We start from the raw sequence: 18,303 nt of genomic DNA on the forward strand, positions 1-18,303 counted from the left end.
AATTTTCTGGCACGCAAGTTCAAAGAAATAAACAAGTATCTCTTGTCTCTTGCAGTGCAAGTGTTCGGCTTTCGCCAAGCACTTACACCTATCGGTTATTCGTTCTGTTAAAGAGCAGTGCCATCCGCTGCGTCGTCTTCACCGGAACCGTTTCGTTTCCGCTGTTTCGTTCGCTGCGTCAGCTGAGGAGACGAACTATACCTGCGCCCCCACCCTCGGTCAACAGGTTTTTTGAGAAAAAGGAGAGGTTTTTACAGGAAAATAAGCAATAGACTGTTTTTAAATGATTTTTCATTTCATCCTTTTCAAAAAAAGATCGAATCTCCTGCATCCGCAAGCCTTTCCAGTCGTTTTCAACACCATGAAAATTTCCAGAAAGCAGAAAAATCAGCCTGTTTTTCCAAAAATCATCGAAAAGATATAACTTCTCCGCCACCTTGGTGTGACGTTGTCATTTCATGTTAGGATGAAATGCCTTCATCATCAGGATGCGCGCCATGAACATTTCCCTGCGGCAACGAATACGGGGCCTGCCCTCCGGCTTCCACCTGCTGATGTTGAGCGATGCGCTGAGCGGCCTGGCGATGGGCGCCGGCTACGTCAGCATCAGTTGGTGGGTGGTATCGACCGGCGGCGCGCGCGACATGGCTTGGTTCAGCACGTTGACCGCGCTGGTGATGCTGATCGCGCTGCCGCTGACCGCGCCGCTGGGCGACCGCTTTCCCAAGAACCGCGTGATCGCCGGCGGCATCCTGCTGGCGATGCTGTCCGGCCTGGCCTTGGCCGCGATGGCCTGGTTCGGCTTCTATAAGCTGGCCTGGGTCGTCGCCAGCGAATCGATGGCGATGTTCGCCTGGGCCATCGTGTTTCCCTCGATGCTGAGCATCGCTTCCGAACTGGTGCCGGCGGCGCGCCTGACCGACGCGCTGTCGCTGCAAAAGAGCTCGCAGTCGGTGGGCAATCTGATAGGACCGGTGGTGGGCGGCAGCCTGATGGCCTTCATGCCCGCCTGGCTGGCGCTGGGCGCTTACGCCATTCTGCTGGCCATCGCGGCGGTCGGCGCGCTGCGCATCCAGGTTCCGCCGCGCGACCTGGCCGACTTGCGCGATGAAAGCTTCGTCGACCAGGTGCGCAGCGGCCTGCGCGTGCGCTGGCGCATCCCGCTGGAGCGCAGCTGGGCGTTCTGGGGCTTGCTGGTGATGACCGCCTACCTTCCCATGGTGGTCACGCTGCTGCCGATCAAGCTGCACCAACTGGGCCTGCCCGCGATCTGGCTGGGCGCTTGCGAAGCGGCCGCCAGCGGCGGCCTGCTGATCGGCTCGCTGTGGCTGACCCACCGCCTGCTGCAATACTGTAGCCGGCCGCGCGCCCGCGCATTCGCCATGTGGGCGCTGGCGGCGGTGTTCCTGGTGGTGGCGCTGACCGACAGCCCTTATCTGATGCTGGCGATGTTCGGCATCGAAGGCATGCTGCTGTCCATCACCATGCTGATCGGCCAGACCCATCGCACGCTGGCGGTGCCGGAGGCTTACCGCGCCCGGGTATCGGCGATCAATGTGCTGGTGGCCAAACTGGGCGGCATGCTGGGCCCGGCGCTGGCGGGCATTCTGCTGGCCAGCTGGTCGCTGGATGGCGTCTACCTGTTCTTCGCGCTATTCCACCTGTTGACGGTGCCGCCGATGCTCTTGCTGCCCGGCGTGAATCGCTTCCTCGGCCTGAGCCACGATGAGGTCAAGGACTGGTATCTGCGCCAGCATCCCGAAGCCTTCGAGCCGATCGCCCCGGCAGCCGGCAAATTGAAGCAGCCTATATAAAGCAAAACGGCGACCGGAATGGTCGCCGTTTGCACATATCTATATATAAGGCATGAAACCGGCTCAGAGCACGTAGCGCGCCAGATCCTCGCGCTCAGCCACTTCGCCCAGCTTGCCGTCGACGTAAGCGCCATCGATTTGGCATACGCCTGACTTGGAGTCGAAGGCCACTTCCTCCAGCAGCTTCTCCATCACCGTGTACAGGCGGCGGGCACCAATGTTCTCGGTTTTCTCGTTGACCTGCCAGGCGATCTCGGCCAGACGCTGGATACCGGACTCTTCAAACGCCAGCTCCACGCCCTCGGTGGCAAGCAGCGCCTGGTACTGCCGCGTCAGGCAGGCGTTGGTGCTGGTCAGGATGGCCTTGAAGTCGTCGACCGACAGCGACGACAGCTCGACACGGATAGGCAGGCGACCTTGCAATTCCGGAATCAGGTCCGACGGCTTGGACAGCTGGAAGGCGCCGGAAGCGATGAACAGGATGTGGTCGGTCTTCACCATGCCGTATTTGGTGGACACGGTGGTGCCCTCCACCAACGGCAGCAGATCGCGCTGCACGCCGGCGCGCGACACGTCGGCGCCGCTGTGGCCTTCGCCGCGGCTGGTGACCTTGTCGATCTCGTCGAGGAACACGATGCCGTTCTGCTCGACGTTCTTCAAGGCCTCGGCCTTCAGCTCTTCCTCATTGACCAGCTTGGCGGCTTCCTCGTCGATCAACAGCTTGAAGGCGTCCGCCACCTTCATCTTGGCGGCCTGCTTCTTGCCGGCGCCCAGTCCCTGGAACATGCCCTGCAGCTGGCTGGCGAAATCCTCCATGCCCGGCGGCGCCATCACGTTCATCTGAGCGGCCGGCGCGGCGATTTCCAGTTCGATCTCCTTATCGTCGAACTTGCCCTCGCGCAGCATCTTGCGGAATTTCTGCCGAGTGGCGCCATCCTCCTGCTTTTCCTCGACCGCCGGCTCCTCGGCGAAAAAGCCGGACGGCTGCTTGCGCGGCTGCGGCAGCAGCACGTCCAGGATGCGCTCCTCGGCGGCGTCTTCGGCGCGCGCGCGGTTGCGCTTGATCGCCGCTTCGCGAGTGTCCTTGATCGCCACGTCCACCAGGTCGCGGATGATGGTGTCGACGTCGCGGCCGACATAGCCGACCTCGGTGAACTTGGTGGCTTCCACCTTGATGAACGGCGCGCCGGACAGCTTGGCCAGGCGGCGGGCGATCTCGGTCTTGCCGACGCCGGTGGGGCCGATCATCAGAATGTTCTTGGGGGTGATTTCGCTGCGCAGCGGCTCCGCCACCTGCTGGCGGCGCCAGCGGTTGCGCAGGGCGATGGCGACGGCGCGCTTGGCCTTGTGCTGGCCGATGATGTGCTGGTCCAGTTCGTGGACGATTTCCTGCGGGGTCATTTGCGTCATGACGTTCTCCGCCCGGCGAGCCTCGCCGGGCCATGCATTCGGGATTAGGCCGCGTCGTCCGGGCCCAGGGTTTCGATCAGGTGGCTGTGGTTGGTGTAGATGCAGATGTCGCCGGCGATCTCCAGCGATTTCTTCACCACCACTTCCGGCGCGAGGTCGGTGTTCTCGAACAGCGCGCGCGCGGCCGATTGGGCGAAGGCGCCGCCGGAGCCGATGGCGGCGATGCCCTGCTCCGGCTCCAGCACGTCGCCGTTGCCGGTGATGATCAGCGTGTGGTCCTTGTCGGCCACGATCAGCATCGCCTCCAGCCGGCGCAGCATGCGGTCGGTGCGCCAGTCCTTGGCCAGCTCCACCGCCGACACCAGCAAGTTGCCCTGGTGCTTCTGCAATTTGGCCTCGAAGCGCTCGATCAGCGTGAAGGCGTCGGCGGTGCCGCCGGCGAAGCCCGCCAACACCTTGCCGCCGTGCAGCTTGCGTATCTTGCGCGCGGTGGCCTTGATCACGATATTGCCCAGGGTCACTTGCCCGTCGCCGCCCAGCGCCACGCGCTCGCCGCGGCGGACGGACACGATGGTGGTGCCGTCGAACTGCTGCATATTGGTATTCCAATCAATGGCGGCCGGCGGTGTGCCGGCCTTTGACCGATATATGCAGACGATCGCCGCGATTGCAAGCGCGCGCAACACCGTCCTCCCTCAAGCTAGAAAATGAGAATTGTTTGTATTATCATTTCCAGCATGAAATCCTCCGCTATCCTGCAATATTCCGCCCTCGGCGGCGTGCTGGCCGCGCATGCGCTGGCATTGACGCTGCTGAACGGCATGTCCGCGCGCACGCAGACCGTCACTCCGCCCCAGGCGCTGCGGATGGAGATGATTTCGCTGGCGCCGGCCGACAAGCCCGCGGCCGCGCCCAAGGCCGCCCCCGCGCCCGAGCCGGTCAAGCCGCAGCTCAAGCCTCAATCCAAGCCCGCGCCCAGCAAGCCTGCCGTCCAGCCCAAGCCGGACCTGCAGCCGGTGAAGACCCAGACCGACACGCCCGCGCCGGCCAAGGCGATCAGCGTCGCTGCGGCCCCTGCGGCTCCGGCCGCGCCGGCGGCGGAAGCGCCGAAGAACGCCGGCGGCGGCAAGACCGACAACCGCGACCTGCCCATCACCGAACCGCAGTCCCGCGGCGGCTATTTGAACAACCCGGCCCCGGCCTACCCGACGGTGTCCCGCGAAGAAGGCGAGGAAGGCACGGTGCGCCTGCGCGTCCATGTCAGCGCCCAGGGCCTGGCGCAGGATGTGTCGGTGCAGAGCAGCAGCGGCTTCCCGCGGCTGGACCGCGCCGCGCTGGCCGCCGTCAAGCGCTGGCGCTTCATCCCGGCCAAGCGCGGCGGCGAAGCCATCGCCTATCCCTTCATCGTACCCATAGAATTCTCACTCAAGTCTGCCAATACATGAACGTACTGTCCGTATTCCAACAAGGGGACGCCGTGCTGATCGCGGTGTTCATGATCCTGATCCTGATGTCGGTGCTCACCTGGTACCTGATCATCGTCCGCGGCGTGCAGACCCTGCGCCTGCGCCGCGCCAACCGCGAGGCGGAAAACGCGCTGTGGGGCGCGGCCGACTGGCGCCAGGCCGAAACCAGCCTGCAACATAGCCAGGGCCAGTTCGCCAACCTGGCGCGCGCCGGCCTCGCCGCGCTGAAGCAGTACCAGAGCCAGGCCGGCCGCGCGCTGGGCCAGGCCTGCGGCGTCGACGAGTTCCTGACCCGCGCCATCCGCAAGGTGCTGTCGCAGGAGATGGCCCGCCAGGAAGCCGGCCTGACCGTGCTGGCCTCGATCGGCTCCACCGCCCCCTTCGTCGGCCTGTTCGGCACCGTGTGGGGCATCTACCACGCGCTGGTCAACATCGGCCAGGCCGGCCAGATGAGCATAGGCGCGGTCGCCGGCCCGATCGGCGAAGCGCTGGTGGCCACCGCCGCCGGCCTGGCCGCCGCCATCCCGGCGGTGCTGGCCTACAACGCGCTCACCCGCGCCCAGCGCGTGATGTCGCAGGAACTGGACTACTTCGCCCATGACCTGCACGCCCAGCTGCTGACCCAGTCCGGAGAAAGCCATGGCGTTCGGTAGTTTCAACCAGGGCCCGGCCGCGCCGATGGCCGAACCCAACACCACGCCGCTGGTCGACGTGATGCTGGTGCTGCTGGTGGTGTTCATCATCACCACGCCGCTGCTGACCAACGCGGTCAAGGTGGATCTGCCGCGCGCGCAGGCCGCCGAGCATCAGGACAAGCCCGAGCAGATCCGCCTGGTGGTGGACGCCGCCGGCAAGCTGTTCTGGAACGACAAGCCGGTGGCCGAGACCGATCTGCCCGCCCGCTTCGCCGCCGCCTCCGCCGCCAACCCCGAAGTGGAGCTGCATTTGTCGGCCGACAAGGCGGTGCGTTACGAGACCGTGGCCAAGGCGCTGGCCGCCGCCCAGAAGAACGGCGTCGGCAAGATAGGCTTCGTCACCGCCGCGCAGTAAACCCGCTCCCGAAACAGCCCCGCTTCCCACCGGAAAGCGGGGCTTTCTCATCCTCGACGCGCCGGATCTTCCACCCGGCCGCGATCCGGCCTCTGGCCCCCGCCCCGGCTGCATGGCAATATCGTCCGCGCAGCCATCCATTCATCCCGCCGCGCCCGGCGCGGCGACAGCAACGGTCCCACACGATGCCGATCCGCTTTCCCCGACTCGCCCTGGCCGCCGCGCTCGCCTGCGCCGGCCAGGCCGCCCACGCCGCCCTGCAGCCCGCAGCCGACGCGCCGCTGGCGCGCCGCTCCAACTCTGTCTGCCATCACCTCGCCGACAACAGCCTGGACTGCACCACGGAAAACCAGTTCACGATCCTGAAGCCCGCCGGCAAGGACCTGCTGTCGCGCATCGACTTCACCTATTCCGACACCGACAGCCTGGAAGTGCTGGACGGCGAAGTGCGCCAGCCGAACGGGCGCGTGGTCAAGCTGGACAAGTCGCAGGTGGAAACCCGCGCCGCGCCCAATCCCTACGCCGGCGTCAGCCGCGACAAGCAGACCTGGATCGCCTTCCCCGAGCTGGCGGTGGGCAGCGTGGTCAGCTACCGCGTCAAGCGCCACATGGCCTCGCCGCCGCTGAGCCGCGAGCTGCTGTATCGGCTGGACTTCGACGCCGAACCCACCCGCAACGACAGCTTCCGCTTCGAACTGGACTCCCCGCGCCCGCTGCTGTGGCGCGGCGAAAAGATGGACGATTTCAAGATCGACGCCAGCGCCGACGGCAAACGCATCGTCGTCGAGCAAAAAGCGCCCCGCTATTTGAACTTCACCAATGAATGGGACAACAGCGCGCTGCGCAGCTGGCCGCGGCTGAGCATCGCCACCAGCGACTCGCCGCAAAGCCATTTCGGCGTCTACGCCGGGCGCTACAACCAAATCCTGTCCGCGCCGCTGCCGCCGGCCGCCGCCGCCGAGGTGGAGGCGCAACGCGGCAAACCCGCCGCCGAACAGGTGGCCGCCTTCATGCAGCACATCAACGGCCATTACCGCTATCTGAACGACCAGCGGCTGGCCGAGCGCGGCCTGGTGCCGTTCACGCTGGCCGAGATCGAACAGCACGGCTACGGCGACTGCAAGGACCTGGCCACGCTGCTGACCGCGATGCTGCGCGCGTCCGGCATCGCCGCCGAGCCCACGCTGGTCTTCCGCGGCAACGACGCGCAGCGTCCGCTGCTACCGGGCCTGGGCACCGTCAACCACATGATCGTCCGCGCCGTGGTGAACGGCAAAACCGAGTGGCTGGACCCGACCAACCCCTTCTTCGTCCCCGACCGCATCATGCCTGACCTGCAAGACCGGACCAGCTACCGCATCGGCGGCGACGGCCAGGTGCGCGAGGAAGCGATCCCGATGCAGGCGGCGACGCTGACCAGCCGCAGCGAGCGCGTGGAAACCCTGCGCCGCGACGGCAGCGCCGCCATCGCCATCCGCGGCGAAGTCTCCGGCTGGCCGCTGGTGCAGCTGGCGATGCAGGACCGCTTCCAGGGACCGGCCAGCTCCGACCAAAGCCTGTGCCGCGCGGTCAACAAGCAGCCGCGGGAATGCAAGGTGGACCGCCCCGCCACCGGCTTTCTGCAGCCGGCGCGCTACGCGGCGCGGATAGACAGCGTCGACCAGCGCGCGGTGGAGAAGATTTCCGGGCTTTATCTGTACGACCCCGGCCTGGAGCATGACTGGGACGGTTTCGCCAGCTATCTGGCCAACGGCAACCAGGCCGACGTCTACCTGGGCGACGCCGAAACCACCGAACGCGCGGTGACGCTGCGCGGCGCCCGCGCCATCCAGCCGCCGTTCAGCTGCCAGGCCAGCTCGCGCTGGTACGACCTGTCGCTGGAGCAGCGGAAAACGCCGGACGGCATCCGCTACCAGTACCGGCAGACCCGCAAGGTGCGCTGGCTGAGCCATGACGAGATCGCCAGCCCCGAATTCATCCGCTTCAACGAAGCGGCGCGCGCCTGCGCGATTCAGGCACGGCAGATCATCAAGCTCTGAGCAAAAACGCAATCCGCACAAAGGACGGCCCCGGCCGTCCTTTTTCATGCCGTTTTGACAAGCGATTCCTTTAAAAACTGCCACGAAAATTCAATAGCGATCACATGCAAGCCTTGCTGCATGATGCGCATAGCATGACAATGACGGATTGGCAGCCATACTAAGATAGCAAGGTCATAGAGAAGCAAACCATGAAACAGACCTCAACAGGCCATCGCGGCGGCCGCGAAGTGCAGCTGGCGCCGCACGAACTAATCGTCACCAAGACCGATCCCACCGGCCACATCACTTACGCCAACCGCGTGTTCATGCGCATCGCCGGCTATGCCGAGCACCAGCTGCTGGGCAAGCCGCACAATCTGATCCGCCACCCGGACATGCCTCGCGGCGCCTATCGGCTGATGTGGCAGACGCTGCAAGCCGGCCACGAATTCTTCGCACTGGTGAAGAACGCCACCCTAGACGGCGATTACTACTGGGTGCTGGCCAACGTCACCCCGGACTACGACCTCAAAGGCAAGCTGCAAGGTTATTACTCGGTGCGCCGTCCGCCCAGCCGCGCCGCCATCGCCGCCATCGAGCCGATCTACGCCGAGATGCGCAAGATCGAAGCCGCGCACGGCAAGGCCGCCGCGCCGGACGCTTCACGCGACTGGCTGCTGGCCCTGCTGGAGGATAAGGGCTGCAGCTACCAGGACTTCATTCTGGGACTGAACGCCGATGTGCTCAAAGCCAGAGGAGCCGCCGCATGAGTTCTTTGCGCAAAACCACGCCCTTCCTGCGCTCGCACCTGGCCTGGGCCCTAGGCGCCTTCAATCTGCTGGTGCTGCTGTCCATCCTGGACGAATACCTGCTGCCGCCGATGGCGCAAGCCCTGATCAGCCTTCTGCTGATGGCCGCCACCCTGGCCCTGTCCTGGTGGCTATGGCGGCAAGGCAGCCGCCTCTTCCTGCTGCTCAACACCCTGACCCGCCAGCTGGGCCTGGCCTGCAGCGGCGAACTGCACCACCGCAGCATCCAGACCCGGCAGATGGGCGAGGTCGGCCAGGTGGCCTGGCAGCTGAACGATTTCCTCGACTTGGTGGAAACCTATTTCAAGGAAATCAACACCTGCTTCCAGGAGATCAGCCAGGGCAACTTCAGCCGCAGGCCGCTGAGCCAGGGCCTGCCCGGCATCCTGTCCAGCTCGCTGGAAAGCGTCAACGCCGCCATCCAGTCGATGGCCGACAACGACGGCTTTGTGCGCCGCAACCGGCTGTCGTCCCAGCTGGCCGCGTTGAACAATCCCCATCTGCGCCAGGACCTGGCCGGCAGCCAACGCGATCTCGCCGCCATCAGCCAGGCGATGGACCAGGTCGCCGGCATCACCCGCGACAACGCCGCCGGCGCCCGCGTCAGCCTGGACAGCGCCAACGAGCTGTCCGGCCACCTGGACACCATCGCCGGCAGCGTCACCAGCATGGACACCGCCAGCCAGATGCTGGCCCAGGAATGGCAGGGCATCGAGACCTCGCTGGCCGACATCTCCGCCATCGCCGACCAGACCAATCTCTTGGCGCTGAACGCGGCGATCGAGGCCGCCCGCGCCGGCGAAACCGGCCGCGGCTTCGCCGTGGTGGCCGACGAGGTGCGCAAGCTGGCCGAGCGCAGCAAGAGCACCGCCAACCAGGTGCAGGGCGTGCTGGAGTCGTTGTCCAGCCGCATCGGCGACATGCAGGCCCAGGCCAGCGCCGCCGGCGGCGTGGCCGGTGAGGTGCAGTCTTCGGTGGACTCGTTCCGCCAGCGTTTCTCCAGCCTGGCCGAGCAATCCGACCTGGTGCTGCAGCAGGTCAGCGCGGTGCAACAGAAATCGCAAACCTCGCTGCAGAAAGTGGGCCATGTGATCTACAAGCAGAGCGCCTATCACGCGATCGAGGAAGCGCAGGAAGCGCCGCCTGCGCTAGAGCTGGAAACCTGGCTGGAGGGCGACGGCTCGGCGCTGTTCGGCAGCACCGCCCATTCCCTGCGCCCGCCGCTGCTGCAGCTACGGCAACAGGTGGACGCCGCGCTGCGCGCCGCCAGCCAGAACGGCCAGCTGGACGAGGCCGCCATCGTCTCCAGCATGCAGGCGGTGGAACAAGCCAGCCAGAAGCTGCAATCAGGCCTGGAGGAACTGGGCGGGCGATGAGCCGCCGCCATCGATAGCGACAGCCGGGCGACGCCCGGCTTTTTTCATGCCCGCGCGCAGCAGGCAAGGCGTCAGTGCCGGCTGGGCAAGCGGTAGCGCAGCAGCCAGAAATGCTCGCGCCGCAACAACGCCATCTCGGCCGCGCCGTACGGCGCCAGCAGGATGCGGAACTCCGCCTCGGTCGGGAAATTCTTCAGCACCCGGCTCTCCCCGCCGTCGTGCCGCGGCCGGCGCTGGTAGCCGTTGCCGGCCTCGTCGTACTCCATCACCGGAAACTGCCCGCCCTGAATCTCGCTGTTGTCCAGCAGGATCACCGTCGCGCCGGGCGCCAGACAGCCGTGCAGCGCCGCCAGCGCCGCCTCGCGCCGCTGGCGCGGCAGATGGGAAAACCACAAGCCGGCGAAGGCCGCGTCGAACGGCTCCGCCGGTTTGGACAGCGCTTCGATCTCGGCCGCCGAGAACGCCACCCCGCCCACCCCGGGCCGCTGCCCGGCCAGCGCCAGCGCGCCGGGCGACACGTCCAGCGCCAGATAGGCGCGCGCCGCCGGCGCCAGATACTGCGTCCAGTAGCCGCTGCCGCAAGCCAGCTCCAGCACCCTGCGGCCGAAATACTGCTGCGGCAGCCAACGCCGCAGCCAGGCCAGATCCAGCGCCCGCTCCGGCTGCTCGTAAACCGTATCGTAGAACGCCACGCGCTCCGCGTAGCCGTCGTCATCCCGATTCATTCCCGCGTCCCCGCCATCAAACACTCAATTAGCATAACACGCTGGAGAAATGCTATTTCATCAACATCATTACGTAAATAATGAATGTATTTCATTATAAAAATAATATTTGAATACAGACTCTAGCTGTAATCGATAATTCATCCTACCCAATACCGCCTCAAAATCAGGTCGTCAAACCTGTCCCTTCGATCCCCTGGCGTGCTGTTCCCAAAAAAATGCCCCGCCGGCAAAAACCGGCGGGGCGGAAAACCAATTCAATCTCGCGGCGGACGCCTCGCTCAGAAGAAGCCCAGCTTGTCCTCGCCATAGCTGACCAACAGGTTCTTGGTCTGCTGGTAATGCTCCAGCATCATCTTGTGCGTCTCGCGGCCGATGCCCGACTGCTTGTAGCCGCCGAATGCGGCATGCGCCGGGTAGGCGTGATAGCAGTTGGTCCACACCCGGCCGGCCTCGATGTGGCGGCCCATGAAGAAGGCGGTGTTCATGTCGCGCGTCCACACGCCGGCGCCAAGGCCGTACAGCGTGTCATTGGCGATCGCCAGCGCCTCGTCGCGATCCTTGAAGGTGGTCACCGACACCACCGGGCCGAAGATCTCCTCCTGGAAGATGCGCATCTTGTTGTGGCCGTGGAACACGGTGGGCTGGATATAGAAGCCGCCGGCCAGATCGCCGTCCAGTTGAGCGCGTCCGCCGCCGGCCAGCAGCTTGGCGCCCTCGTCGCGGCCAATGGCCAGATAGCTCTGGATCTTGTCCATCTGCTCCTGCGACGCCTGCGCGCCTATCATCGTCGCCGGGTCCAGCGGGTTGCCCTGCTTGATCGCCGCCACGCGGGCCAGCGCCTTTTCCATGAAGCGGTCGTAGATGGATTCGTGGATCAGCGCGCGGCTGGGGCAGGTGCACACCTCGCCCTGGTTCAGCGCGAACATCACAAAGCCCTCGATCGCCTTGTCGAGGAAGGCGTCATCCTTCGCGGCCACGTCGCCGAAGAAGATGTTCGGCGACTTGCCGCCCAGCTCCAGCGTCACCGGGATCAGGTTCTGGCTGGCGTACTGCATGATCAGCCGGCCGGTGCCGGTTTCGCCGGTAAATGCGATCTTGGCGATGCGCTTGGAGCTGGCCAGCGGCTTGCCGGCCTCGACGCCGAAGCCGTTGACCACATTGAGCACCCCCGGCGGCAGCAAATCGCCGATCAGTTCCATCAGCACCAGGATGGACAGCGGCGTCTGCTCGGCCGGCTTCAGCACCACGCAGTTGCCGGCGGCCAGCGCCGGTGCCAGCTTCCACGCCGCCATCAGGATGGGGAAGTTCCACGGGATGATCTGGCCGACCACGCCCAGCGGCTCGTGGAAGTGGTAGGACACGGTGTTGGCGTCGATCTCGCCCAGGCTGCCTTCCTGCGCCCGCACGCAGGAGGCGAAATAGCGGAAGTGGTCGATCGCCAGCGGAATGTCGGCGGCGCGGGTCTCACGGATCGGCTTGCCGTTGTCCCAGGTTTCCACCTCGGCCAGCAGGGCCAGATTGGCCTCCATCCGGTCGGCGATCCTGTTCAGCACGATGGCGCGCTCGGTCACCGGCGTGTGGCCCCAGGCGTAGCGGGCGGCATGAGCGGCATCCAGCGCCAACTCCACGTCCTGCTCGTCCGAACGCGGAATCTCGCACAACGGCTGGCCGGTGATCGGTGTCACGTTCTCGAAGTAGCGGCCATTGACCGGCGGCACCCAGCGCCCGCCGATGTAGTTGGCGTAACGCGATTTCAGTTCGAATCCTGGCTTGAGTTGCATGGCGGTCTCCTTGACGTTGTGGCTCCTGCAAACCGCTTGTTGCGCAAGTCCCATGCCAGTCATTATCCGCATTGCATGGCAGCATCGCGCCAAGCCAGACCAGTCCGAGTGTTCGGCTCCCGCATGCCGCGGCGCAACAAACAACTGGAAAATCAGCCGCTTGCCAGCCTGGCGAAAGCGGCCATAATCGGCTGCATTCCCCACCGAAACTGTCGCGCATCGGCACAGCTGTCCCGCCGCCGCGCGACACCCCGCCGGAGCCGCGCATGAAACCCACCGCCCGCTTGCCGCTGGACGAGATCCGCCGCCGCTTTTTCGCCGGCCAGCCGCTGCCCGGCCAGGCGTTGCCGCCGTCCATCCTGCACTCCTGGCAACGCTGCCAGGGCCTGGGCCTGTCCGCCGGTGGCCGCGGCGGCGAGCGGTTGACCGACGGCGAGCTGCGCGACCGGCGCGACGCCAACGCCGACTGGCTGGAGCCGGCGCGGCCGGCGCTGGCCGGGCTGTACGAGCAGGTGTCGGCCGGCGGCCTGGCGCTGGTGGTGGCCGACCGGAGGGGACTGGTGCTGGACCAGGCGGGGGACATCGGCTTTCTCGACAAAGCCGAGCGGCTGGCGCTGACGCCGGGCATGGACTGGAGCGAGGCCGCGCGCGGCACCAACGCCATCGGCACCGCGCTGGCCGCGGCCGACAGCGTGCTGGTGCGCGGCGCCGAGCACTATCTGGAACGCAACCGGGCGCTCAGCTGCGCCGCCAGCCCGCTGTTCGGCCCCCAGGGCCAATTGCTGGGCGTGCTCGACATCAGCGGCCCCGGCCGCAAGCTGGGCGAGGCGCAGCGACTGGCGCTGCAGGCCGCGCGCGCGCAAATAGAGGCGCGCCAATTGGAAGAGGCCGCCCGTCACGGCTGGCGGCTCACGCTGCACGCCGATCCGCGCTGGCTGGACAGCCCGGCGGCCAGCCAGCTGGTATTCGACGGCGATGGCCGGCTGCTGGCGGCCAACCGCGCCGGCCTCGCGCTGTGCGGGCTGGAGCCGGACGCCTGGCAACCGCGCCATTTCGCCGCGCTGTTCGGCCAGAGCCTGGAACACTGGCTGGACCGCCACGGCCCGGCCGCCGGCCTGCTGGCGCTCGGCCACCACCAGCTGTCGGCCCGGCTGCGCCCGCCGCCGCGCCAGTTCCCCAAGCCAAGCGCGCCCGCCGCCGGCACGCCGCGCCCGCCCGCCGCGCCGGCGCTGGACGGACTGCCGGACGGTTTGTTCGCCACCGCGCTGAAATTGCTGGAAGCGGACATTCCAGTGCTGATCCTGGGCGAAACCGGCACCGGCAAGGATAGGCTGGCGCGCGCGCTGCACGCCGCCGGCAGCCGCCGCGGCGCGGCCTTCGTCGCGGTCAACTGCGCGGCGATACCGGAGGGGCTGATCGAGGCCGAGCTGTTCGGCTACCAGCCCGGCGCCTATACCGGCGCCAGCCGCCAAGGCAGCAAGGGCCGGCTGCGCGAAGCCGACGGCGGCGTGCTGTTCCTGGACGAGATCGGCGACATGCCGCCGGGCCTGCAGGCCCGGCTGCTCAGGGTTCTGCAGGAACGGGAAGTGACGCCGCTGGGCGGCGGGCCGGCGCAAAGGCTGGACATCCATCTGATCTGCGCCACCCACCGCGATCTGCGCGCGCGGGTGGACGACGGCGGCTTCCGCGCCGACCTCTACTACCGGCTGTGCCATTACCCGCTCAGCCTGCCGCCGCTGCGCGAGCGCGGCGACGCGGCGGCGATAGCGCAGACGATGCTGGACGGCATGGGCGCGGCGCGGCGCGGCATTTCGCTGGCGCCGGAGCTGGCGCGGGCCATCCGCGGCTATCGCTGGCCGGGCAATCTGCGCGAGCTGTCCAATCTGCTGGCCACGCTGCTGGCGCTGGCCGACGACGGCGCCGCGCTCCGCGTCGAGCATCTGCCGGCTGCGCTGCGCGAAGACATGGCGGCGCAGGGCCATGCGGTGGCGGACAGCGCCATCGCCGACCTGCTGCGCCGCTGCGGCGGCAACGCCAGCGCCGCGGCGCGGGCGCTGGGCGTCAGCCGCTCCACCTTGTACCGGCGGCTGGGCAAGACGCGCGGTAAGGCATCGCCGCCCGCCCCTGCGGTTTGACAGACCGCAGCGGAAGCGCGCGGAATCGCCAGCTGGCTCAGCCGGCTTCCGCCATCAGCGCGGCGAACATTTCGCGTATCCAGCGCTGGCCAGGATGGCCATGATTGCGCGGGTGCCACGCCATCGCCACATCGAAGCCCCGCACCGGAAACGGGCAGAGATGCACGTCCAGCGGCACGCGCGCCGCGGACACCAGCCGCTCCGGCATCAACGCGACGAAATCGGTCTGGGATACGATTTCCGGCACCAGCAGGAAAGACGCCACCGACAGCGCCACCCGGCGCGCCAGTCCCCGCTCGGCCAGGGCCACGTCCACCGCCGTGCCGAAATCGCCGCTGCCCAGCGACACCACCACATGCTCCTGCTCCAGATAGCGCGCCAGCGTGACCCCTTGCCGCCAGGCAGGATGATCCGGACGGCTGATCAACGCATAGCGGTCCTCGAACATCGCCTGGGTAAGCAGGCCCGGCGGCGCGCTCTCCTGGCTGATCAAGGCCAGGTCGACCTCGCCGCTTTCCATCTGCCGCTGCAGACGGGCCGTCTCCAGATTGCGCACCGCCACCCGGATGCCCGGCGCCGTCTCGCTCAGCCGCTTGACCAGCGGGATCGCCGCCACCGCCTGGGCATAATCGGTGCACGCCAGCTGCAAGGTCATGCCGGCCTCCGCCGGATCGAAGTCCTGGTGCGTCATCATGGTTTCGCGCACCTGCCGCAGCGAGGCCTGCAATGGCGCCAGCAACTGCTCCGCCTTGGCGGTCGGCCGCATGCCACGCTGCGCCGGAAGCAACAGCGGATCGCCGAACAGATCGCGCAGCCGCGCAAGCTGGGCGCTGACCGCGGGCTGGCTCAGGTGCAGCCGCTCGGCGGCGCGGGTGACGTTGCGCTCCTCCAGCAGCGCTTCCAGCGTTTGCAACAGGTTCAAATCCAGGCGTCTGGTATCCATATATTCAATGACTAGCGAGAAATCTATCGATTTCACTTATTTATCATGCCCGGACAGACTGTGGCCATCTCAAACCGATGACGCCGGAGCCATTCATGAGCCGCACCATCCTGCTGGTCTACGCCCAGCCCGAGCCCACCTCGCTGACCCGCAGCTTCGTCGACGCCGCCGTCGACACCTTTGCCCGCCAGGGCCACCTCGTGTTGCAATCCGATCTCTACGGCATGCGTTGGAAAGCGGTGCTGGACGCCGACGACTTCCCGCAACGCGCCGATCCGCAGCGGCTGTCCTTCATCGAAGAATCCGGCCAAGCCTACGCCAGCGGCGCGCAGCCGCCGGACGTGGCCGAGGAGCAGCGCAAGCTGCTGGCCGCCGACGCGGTGATCTTTGTGTTCCCGCTGTGGTGGTACGGCGTGCCGGCCATTCTGAAAGGCTGGTTCGAACGGGTGTACGCCTATGGCTTCGGCTATGGCTATCAGGGCCAGGGCAACCGGCTGCGCTACGGCGACGGCGCGCTGAAGGGCAAGCGGGCGCTGCTGGCCGCGATGGTCGGCGGCGGCGAAGAGGATTACGGCCCGCGCGGCATCAACGGGCCGTTGAAGGAGCTGCTGTTCCCGGTGGCCCACGGCTGCCTGTTCTACCCCGGCATGGACGTGCTGCCCCTTCACGCGGTGTACGGGGTCAACCGCCTCAGCCGCGAAGAGATCGCGCGGCAGCTGGATGGCTGGCGGCAGCGCTTGGCCGGCCTGTTCGACGAAGCGCCGATTCCATTCCGCAGCCAGAACGGCGGCGATTATCCGGACAGCCACCAGCTGGCGGCACACGTCGCGCCGGACGTCGAGGGCATCTGGGCGCATGTGGCCGCGCCGCGCAGCCATGCGCCGCAACCGCCAGCCGCGGAGCGCGCCGGGCAATAAAAAACGGCGAGGAGACATGCTCCCCGCCGTTTTTGGCTTGCCGATTCAATCAGAAGCCGAAGGCCGCCAATTCCTCCGCGGTCAGATGCCGCCACTCGCCCGCCGGCAGATCGCCCAAGACAATCGCCCCCAGGCTTTCGCGGTGCAGCGCCTCGACGCGGTTGCTGGCCGCCGCCACCATGCGCTTCACCTGGTGGTACTTGCCTTCGGTGATGGTCAGCACAATGGTGTGGGCGTCGATCTGGGCTACGCTGTCGGCGGCGAACTCGCGCGCCTCGTCGTTCAGGTACACGCCGCTCTGCAGCTTGGCGATCAGCTCCGGCGTCGCCTCGTGCTTCAGCGTGGCGCGGTAGACCTTGGGCACCAGCTTTTTCGGCGAGGAGAGCGCGTGGATGAACTGGCCGTCGTTGGACAGCAGGATCAGGCCGGTGGTGTCCACGTCCAGGCGTCCCACCGCGCTGATGTCCAGATTGGAGAACTGGTCCGGCAGCAGCCGATAGATGCTGGGGTGGCAATTCGGCTTGTGCGAGGTCTCGTAATTGGCCGGCTTGTGCAGCAAGAGGTATAGCGGCCCGCGCACCACCGGCCACGGCTCGTCGTCCACCGTCAGGCTGGAAATGTCGGCCAGCTCGAACTGGGCCCGGTAGTTGTCCACCACCTCGCCGTTCACTTCCACCAGGCCGTAGTCGATCAGCTGGCGGCATTCCTTGCGGCCGCCGAAGCCTTGTTGTTGCAACAGTCGATAGAGTTCCATGGCCGGATGGTAGCACGCGCGCCGCGCGCCTGCCCGGCTTGCCTGCGGCGGCGCATGACGCCATAGTCATCGGGAGCGGACTGAACGAAAGACCCCGGCATGCCCTACCCGAAATACGCGCTGCACAGCCTGGGCTGGATGCGCTACCAGCGGCGGCGCATCTTGCGCGCGGCGTTGTTCAGCGCATTGCTGTTCGCGCCGGCGGCGGCGCTGACCCTGTCCGGACACGGCGCCGGCGTGTTCCTGTTCGCGCTGGCCGCCAACTACAGCGCGCTGTGCATGATGATGGCGCGCCGGCTGCAGCCGCTGTCGCTGCTGGCGATACCCGGGCTTTACCTGGCCGGCCGGCTATGCGCCGGCCAGCCGGCGATCATGCTGGCCCTGCTGGCGGCGGGGCTGGCTCTGCAGGCGCTGAGCGCGCGCCGCGGCCTGCACAAGGGCGTGCAATTCTGGCTGTTCGCGCTGCTGTTGGGAAACATGACCCCCGCGGCGGCGATTCCGCCATGGCAGGAAGCCGCCTGGATGCTGGCCGGCGCCGGCTACGGCGACGCGTTGGCCCGGCTGGGGCTGCGCGACTGGTTTCGCGTGCTGCCGGCGGCCTCGTCCGCCGACGCGCGCCGCTACGCTTGGCATCTGCTGCCCTGGGGCATCCTCGCCTGGCTGGCCGGCGGCTGGATGCGCAGCGCGCATGCGTGGTGGCTGCCGATCGCCGCCGTGGCCATCCCCGATCCGTCTCCGGACCAGATGCTATGGCTGGCGCGCGAGCGGACGATAGGCACACTGGCCGGCGCGCTGCTGAGCGGCCTCATGTACTGGTCGCTGCGGGCGCTGGACGCGCCGCCGCTGTGGCACGTGCTGGCGCTGGCGCTGCTGCAGATGGCGATGCTGATCGCGATGCGGCACAGCTTCCGCGTCTTCGTCGCGCTGCTGACCGCTCTGGTGCTGTCGCTGCTGCCGCCCGGCCAGCTGGCCAGCGGCGCGCTGGAACGGGTGGAAGACACCCTGGTCGCCGCGCTGCTGTTCGCCGCGCTGGCGTGGTTCCTGCGGCAACGCGCTCCGTCCGTCCCGGACGGCAAGGGCTGAAGCCGGCTACCGCCGC

General features: G+C 66.9%; 16 protein-coding genes. 10 read left to right on the forward strand and 6 right to left on the reverse strand.

From position 1 onward, the window contains the following. Window positions 1–497: 497 nt before the first annotated feature. A complete protein-coding gene (locus ACX17K_RS13735; RefSeq protein WP_160300433.1) occupies window positions 498–1,814 on the forward strand; it encodes an MFS transporter in 1,317 nt (438 codons plus the stop codon). Window positions 1,815–1,877: 63 nt separating this feature from the next. On the opposite strand, the gene hslU is transcribed toward ACX17K_RS13735, so the two are convergent. Then, window positions 1,878–3,224, reverse strand: coding sequence for an ATP-dependent protease ATPase subunit HslU (gene hslU / locus ACX17K_RS13740; RefSeq protein ID WP_493775233.1), 1,347 nt, complete (start codon window positions 3,222–3,224; stop codon window positions 1,878–1,880). 44 nt (window positions 3,225–3,268) lie between these two features. Continuing rightward, entirely contained in the window at window positions 3,269–3,820 is a 552-nt protein-coding gene (hslV, locus tag ACX17K_RS13745; RefSeq protein WP_493775234.1) for an ATP-dependent protease subunit HslV, read from the reverse strand. A gap of 141 nt (window positions 3,821–3,961) precedes the next feature. On the opposite strand from hslV, the gene ACX17K_RS13750 reads away from it, so the two are divergent. From ACX17K_RS13750 to ACX17K_RS13775, 6 genes are all read left to right on the forward strand, one after another. Beyond that, window positions 3,962–4,669: an energy transducer TonB gene (locus ACX17K_RS13750; RefSeq protein WP_493775235.1), complete on the forward strand. Its 708-nt coding sequence runs from the start codon at window positions 3,962–3,964 to the stop codon at window positions 4,667–4,669. Next, entirely contained in the window at window positions 4,666–5,343 is a 678-nt protein-coding gene (locus tag ACX17K_RS13755) for a MotA/TolQ/ExbB proton channel family protein (protein ID WP_046158958.1), read from the forward strand. Before ACX17K_RS13750 ends, ACX17K_RS13755 begins: the two co-directional genes overlap by 4 nt. Next, on the forward strand, window positions 5,330–5,740 hold the full coding sequence (locus tag ACX17K_RS13760; protein ID WP_166441341.1) for an ExbD/TolR family protein: 411 nt from the start codon (window positions 5,330–5,332) through the stop codon (window positions 5,738–5,740). Before ACX17K_RS13755 ends, ACX17K_RS13760 begins: the two co-directional genes overlap by 14 nt. Before the next feature lie 185 nt (window positions 5,741–5,925). After that, on the forward strand, window positions 5,926–7,779 hold the full coding sequence (locus tag ACX17K_RS13765; RefSeq protein ID WP_493775236.1) for a DUF3857 domain-containing transglutaminase family protein: 1,854 nt from the start codon (window positions 5,926–5,928) through the stop codon (window positions 7,777–7,779). Window positions 7,780–7,970: 191 nt separating this feature from the next. Continuing rightward, window positions 7,971–8,531 carry a PAS domain-containing protein gene (locus ACX17K_RS13770; protein ID WP_493775237.1) on the forward strand — a complete coding sequence of 187 codons (561 nt, stop codon included), beginning with the start codon at window positions 7,971–7,973 and terminating at the stop codon, window positions 8,529–8,531. Then, a complete protein-coding gene (locus ACX17K_RS13775; protein WP_493775238.1) occupies window positions 8,528–9,946 on the forward strand; it encodes a methyl-accepting chemotaxis protein in 1,419 nt (472 codons plus the stop codon). The genes ACX17K_RS13770 and ACX17K_RS13775 overlap by 4 nt, the downstream gene beginning before the upstream one ends. Before the next feature lie 71 nt (window positions 9,947–10,017). Here ACX17K_RS13775 and ACX17K_RS13780 read toward each other — a convergent pair whose 3' ends face one another. After that, window positions 10,018–10,671: a class I SAM-dependent methyltransferase gene (locus ACX17K_RS13780; protein ID WP_493775239.1), complete on the reverse strand. Its 654-nt coding sequence runs from the start codon at window positions 10,669–10,671 to the stop codon at window positions 10,018–10,020. Between the two features lie 281 nt (window positions 10,672–10,952). Beyond that, window positions 10,953–12,455 (reverse strand): aldehyde dehydrogenase, encoded by a 1,503-nt coding sequence (adh, locus tag ACX17K_RS13785; RefSeq protein ID WP_021475407.1) that lies wholly within the window; start codon window positions 12,453–12,455, stop codon window positions 10,953–10,955. A 266-nt stretch (window positions 12,456–12,721) separates the two neighbouring features. On the opposite strand from adh, the gene ACX17K_RS13790 reads away from it, so the two are divergent. Then, on the forward strand, window positions 12,722–14,590 hold the full coding sequence (locus ACX17K_RS13790) for a sigma-54-dependent Fis family transcriptional regulator (protein ID WP_493775240.1): 1,869 nt from the start codon (window positions 12,722–12,724) through the stop codon (window positions 14,588–14,590). Window positions 14,591–14,627: 37 nt separating this feature from the next. Here ACX17K_RS13790 and ACX17K_RS13795 read toward each other — a convergent pair whose 3' ends face one another. Then, the gene (locus ACX17K_RS13795; protein ID WP_493775241.1) at window positions 14,628–15,533 is read right to left on the reverse strand and encodes a LysR family transcriptional regulator; all 906 of its coding nucleotides are present in this window, start codon (window positions 15,531–15,533) and stop codon (window positions 14,628–14,630) included. A gap of 95 nt (window positions 15,534–15,628) precedes the next feature. Here ACX17K_RS13795 and ACX17K_RS13800 point away from each other — a divergent pair, with 95 nt between their 5' ends. After that, the gene (locus ACX17K_RS13800) at window positions 15,629–16,450 is read left to right on the forward strand and encodes an NAD(P)H-dependent oxidoreductase (RefSeq protein WP_493775242.1); all 822 of its coding nucleotides are present in this window, start codon (window positions 15,629–15,631) and stop codon (window positions 16,448–16,450) included. Window positions 16,451–16,499: 49 nt separating this feature from the next. Here the strand turns inward: ACX17K_RS13800 and ACX17K_RS13805 are convergent, their stop codons facing one another. Then, complete coding sequence (locus ACX17K_RS13805) at window positions 16,500–17,204, reverse strand: pseudouridine synthase (RefSeq protein ID WP_493775243.1); 705 nt, start codon at window positions 17,202–17,204, stop codon at window positions 16,500–16,502. Window positions 17,205–17,303: 99 nt separating this feature from the next. On the opposite strand from ACX17K_RS13805, the gene ACX17K_RS13810 reads away from it, so the two are divergent. Then, complete coding sequence (locus tag ACX17K_RS13810) at window positions 17,304–18,287, forward strand: FUSC family protein (RefSeq protein WP_493775244.1); 984 nt, start codon at window positions 17,304–17,306, stop codon at window positions 18,285–18,287. Window positions 18,288–18,303 lie beyond the last annotated feature (16 nt).

This window comes from Chromobacterium sp. INPA-IVC, assembly GCF_059047085.1.

Excerpts from the sequence above, each read along its gene's own strand:
- hslV (WP_493775234.1), bottom strand. The coding sequence starts at position 3,820 with ATGCAGCAGTTCGACGGCACCACCATCGTGTCCGTCCGCCGCGGCGAG.
- ACX17K_RS13770 (WP_493775237.1), top strand. The coding sequence starts at position 7,971 with ATGAAACAGACCTCAACAGGCCATCGCGGCGGCCGCGAAGTGCAGCTG.
- ACX17K_RS13810 (WP_493775244.1), top strand. The coding sequence starts at position 17,304 with ATGCCCTACCCGAAATACGCGCTGCACAGCCTGGGCTGGATGCGCTAC.
- ACX17K_RS13775 (WP_493775238.1), top strand. The coding sequence starts at position 8,528 with ATGAGTTCTTTGCGCAAAACCACGCCCTTCCTGCGCTCGCACCTGGCC.
- ACX17K_RS13765 (WP_493775236.1), top strand. The coding sequence starts at position 5,926 with ATGCCGATCCGCTTTCCCCGACTCGCCCTGGCCGCCGCGCTCGCCTGC.
- ACX17K_RS13800 (WP_493775242.1), top strand. The coding sequence starts at position 15,629 with ATGAGCCGCACCATCCTGCTGGTCTACGCCCAGCCCGAGCCCACCTCG.
- ACX17K_RS13760 (WP_166441341.1), top strand. The coding sequence starts at position 5,330 with ATGGCGTTCGGTAGTTTCAACCAGGGCCCGGCCGCGCCGATGGCCGAA.
- ACX17K_RS13790 (WP_493775240.1), top strand. The coding sequence starts at position 12,722 with ATGAAACCCACCGCCCGCTTGCCGCTGGACGAGATCCGCCGCCGCTTT.
- ACX17K_RS13780 (WP_493775239.1), bottom strand. The coding sequence starts at position 10,671 with ATGAATCGGGATGACGACGGCTACGCGGAGCGCGTGGCGTTCTACGAT.
- ACX17K_RS13755 (WP_046158958.1), top strand. The coding sequence starts at position 4,666 with ATGAACGTACTGTCCGTATTCCAACAAGGGGACGCCGTGCTGATCGCG.
- hslU (WP_493775233.1), bottom strand. The coding sequence starts at position 3,224 with ATGACGCAAATGACCCCGCAGGAAATCGTCCACGAACTGGACCAGCAC.
- ACX17K_RS13795 (WP_493775241.1), bottom strand. The coding sequence starts at position 15,533 with ATGGATACCAGACGCCTGGATTTGAACCTGTTGCAAACGCTGGAAGCG.
- adh (WP_021475407.1), bottom strand. The coding sequence starts at position 12,455 with ATGCAACTCAAGCCAGGATTCGAACTGAAATCGCGTTACGCCAACTAC.
- ACX17K_RS13735 (WP_160300433.1), top strand. The coding sequence starts at position 498 with ATGAACATTTCCCTGCGGCAACGAATACGGGGCCTGCCCTCCGGCTTC.
- ACX17K_RS13805 (WP_493775243.1), bottom strand. The coding sequence starts at position 17,204 with ATGGAACTCTATCGACTGTTGCAACAACAAGGCTTCGGCGGCCGCAAG.
- ACX17K_RS13750 (WP_493775235.1), top strand. The coding sequence starts at position 3,962 with ATGAAATCCTCCGCTATCCTGCAATATTCCGCCCTCGGCGGCGTGCTG.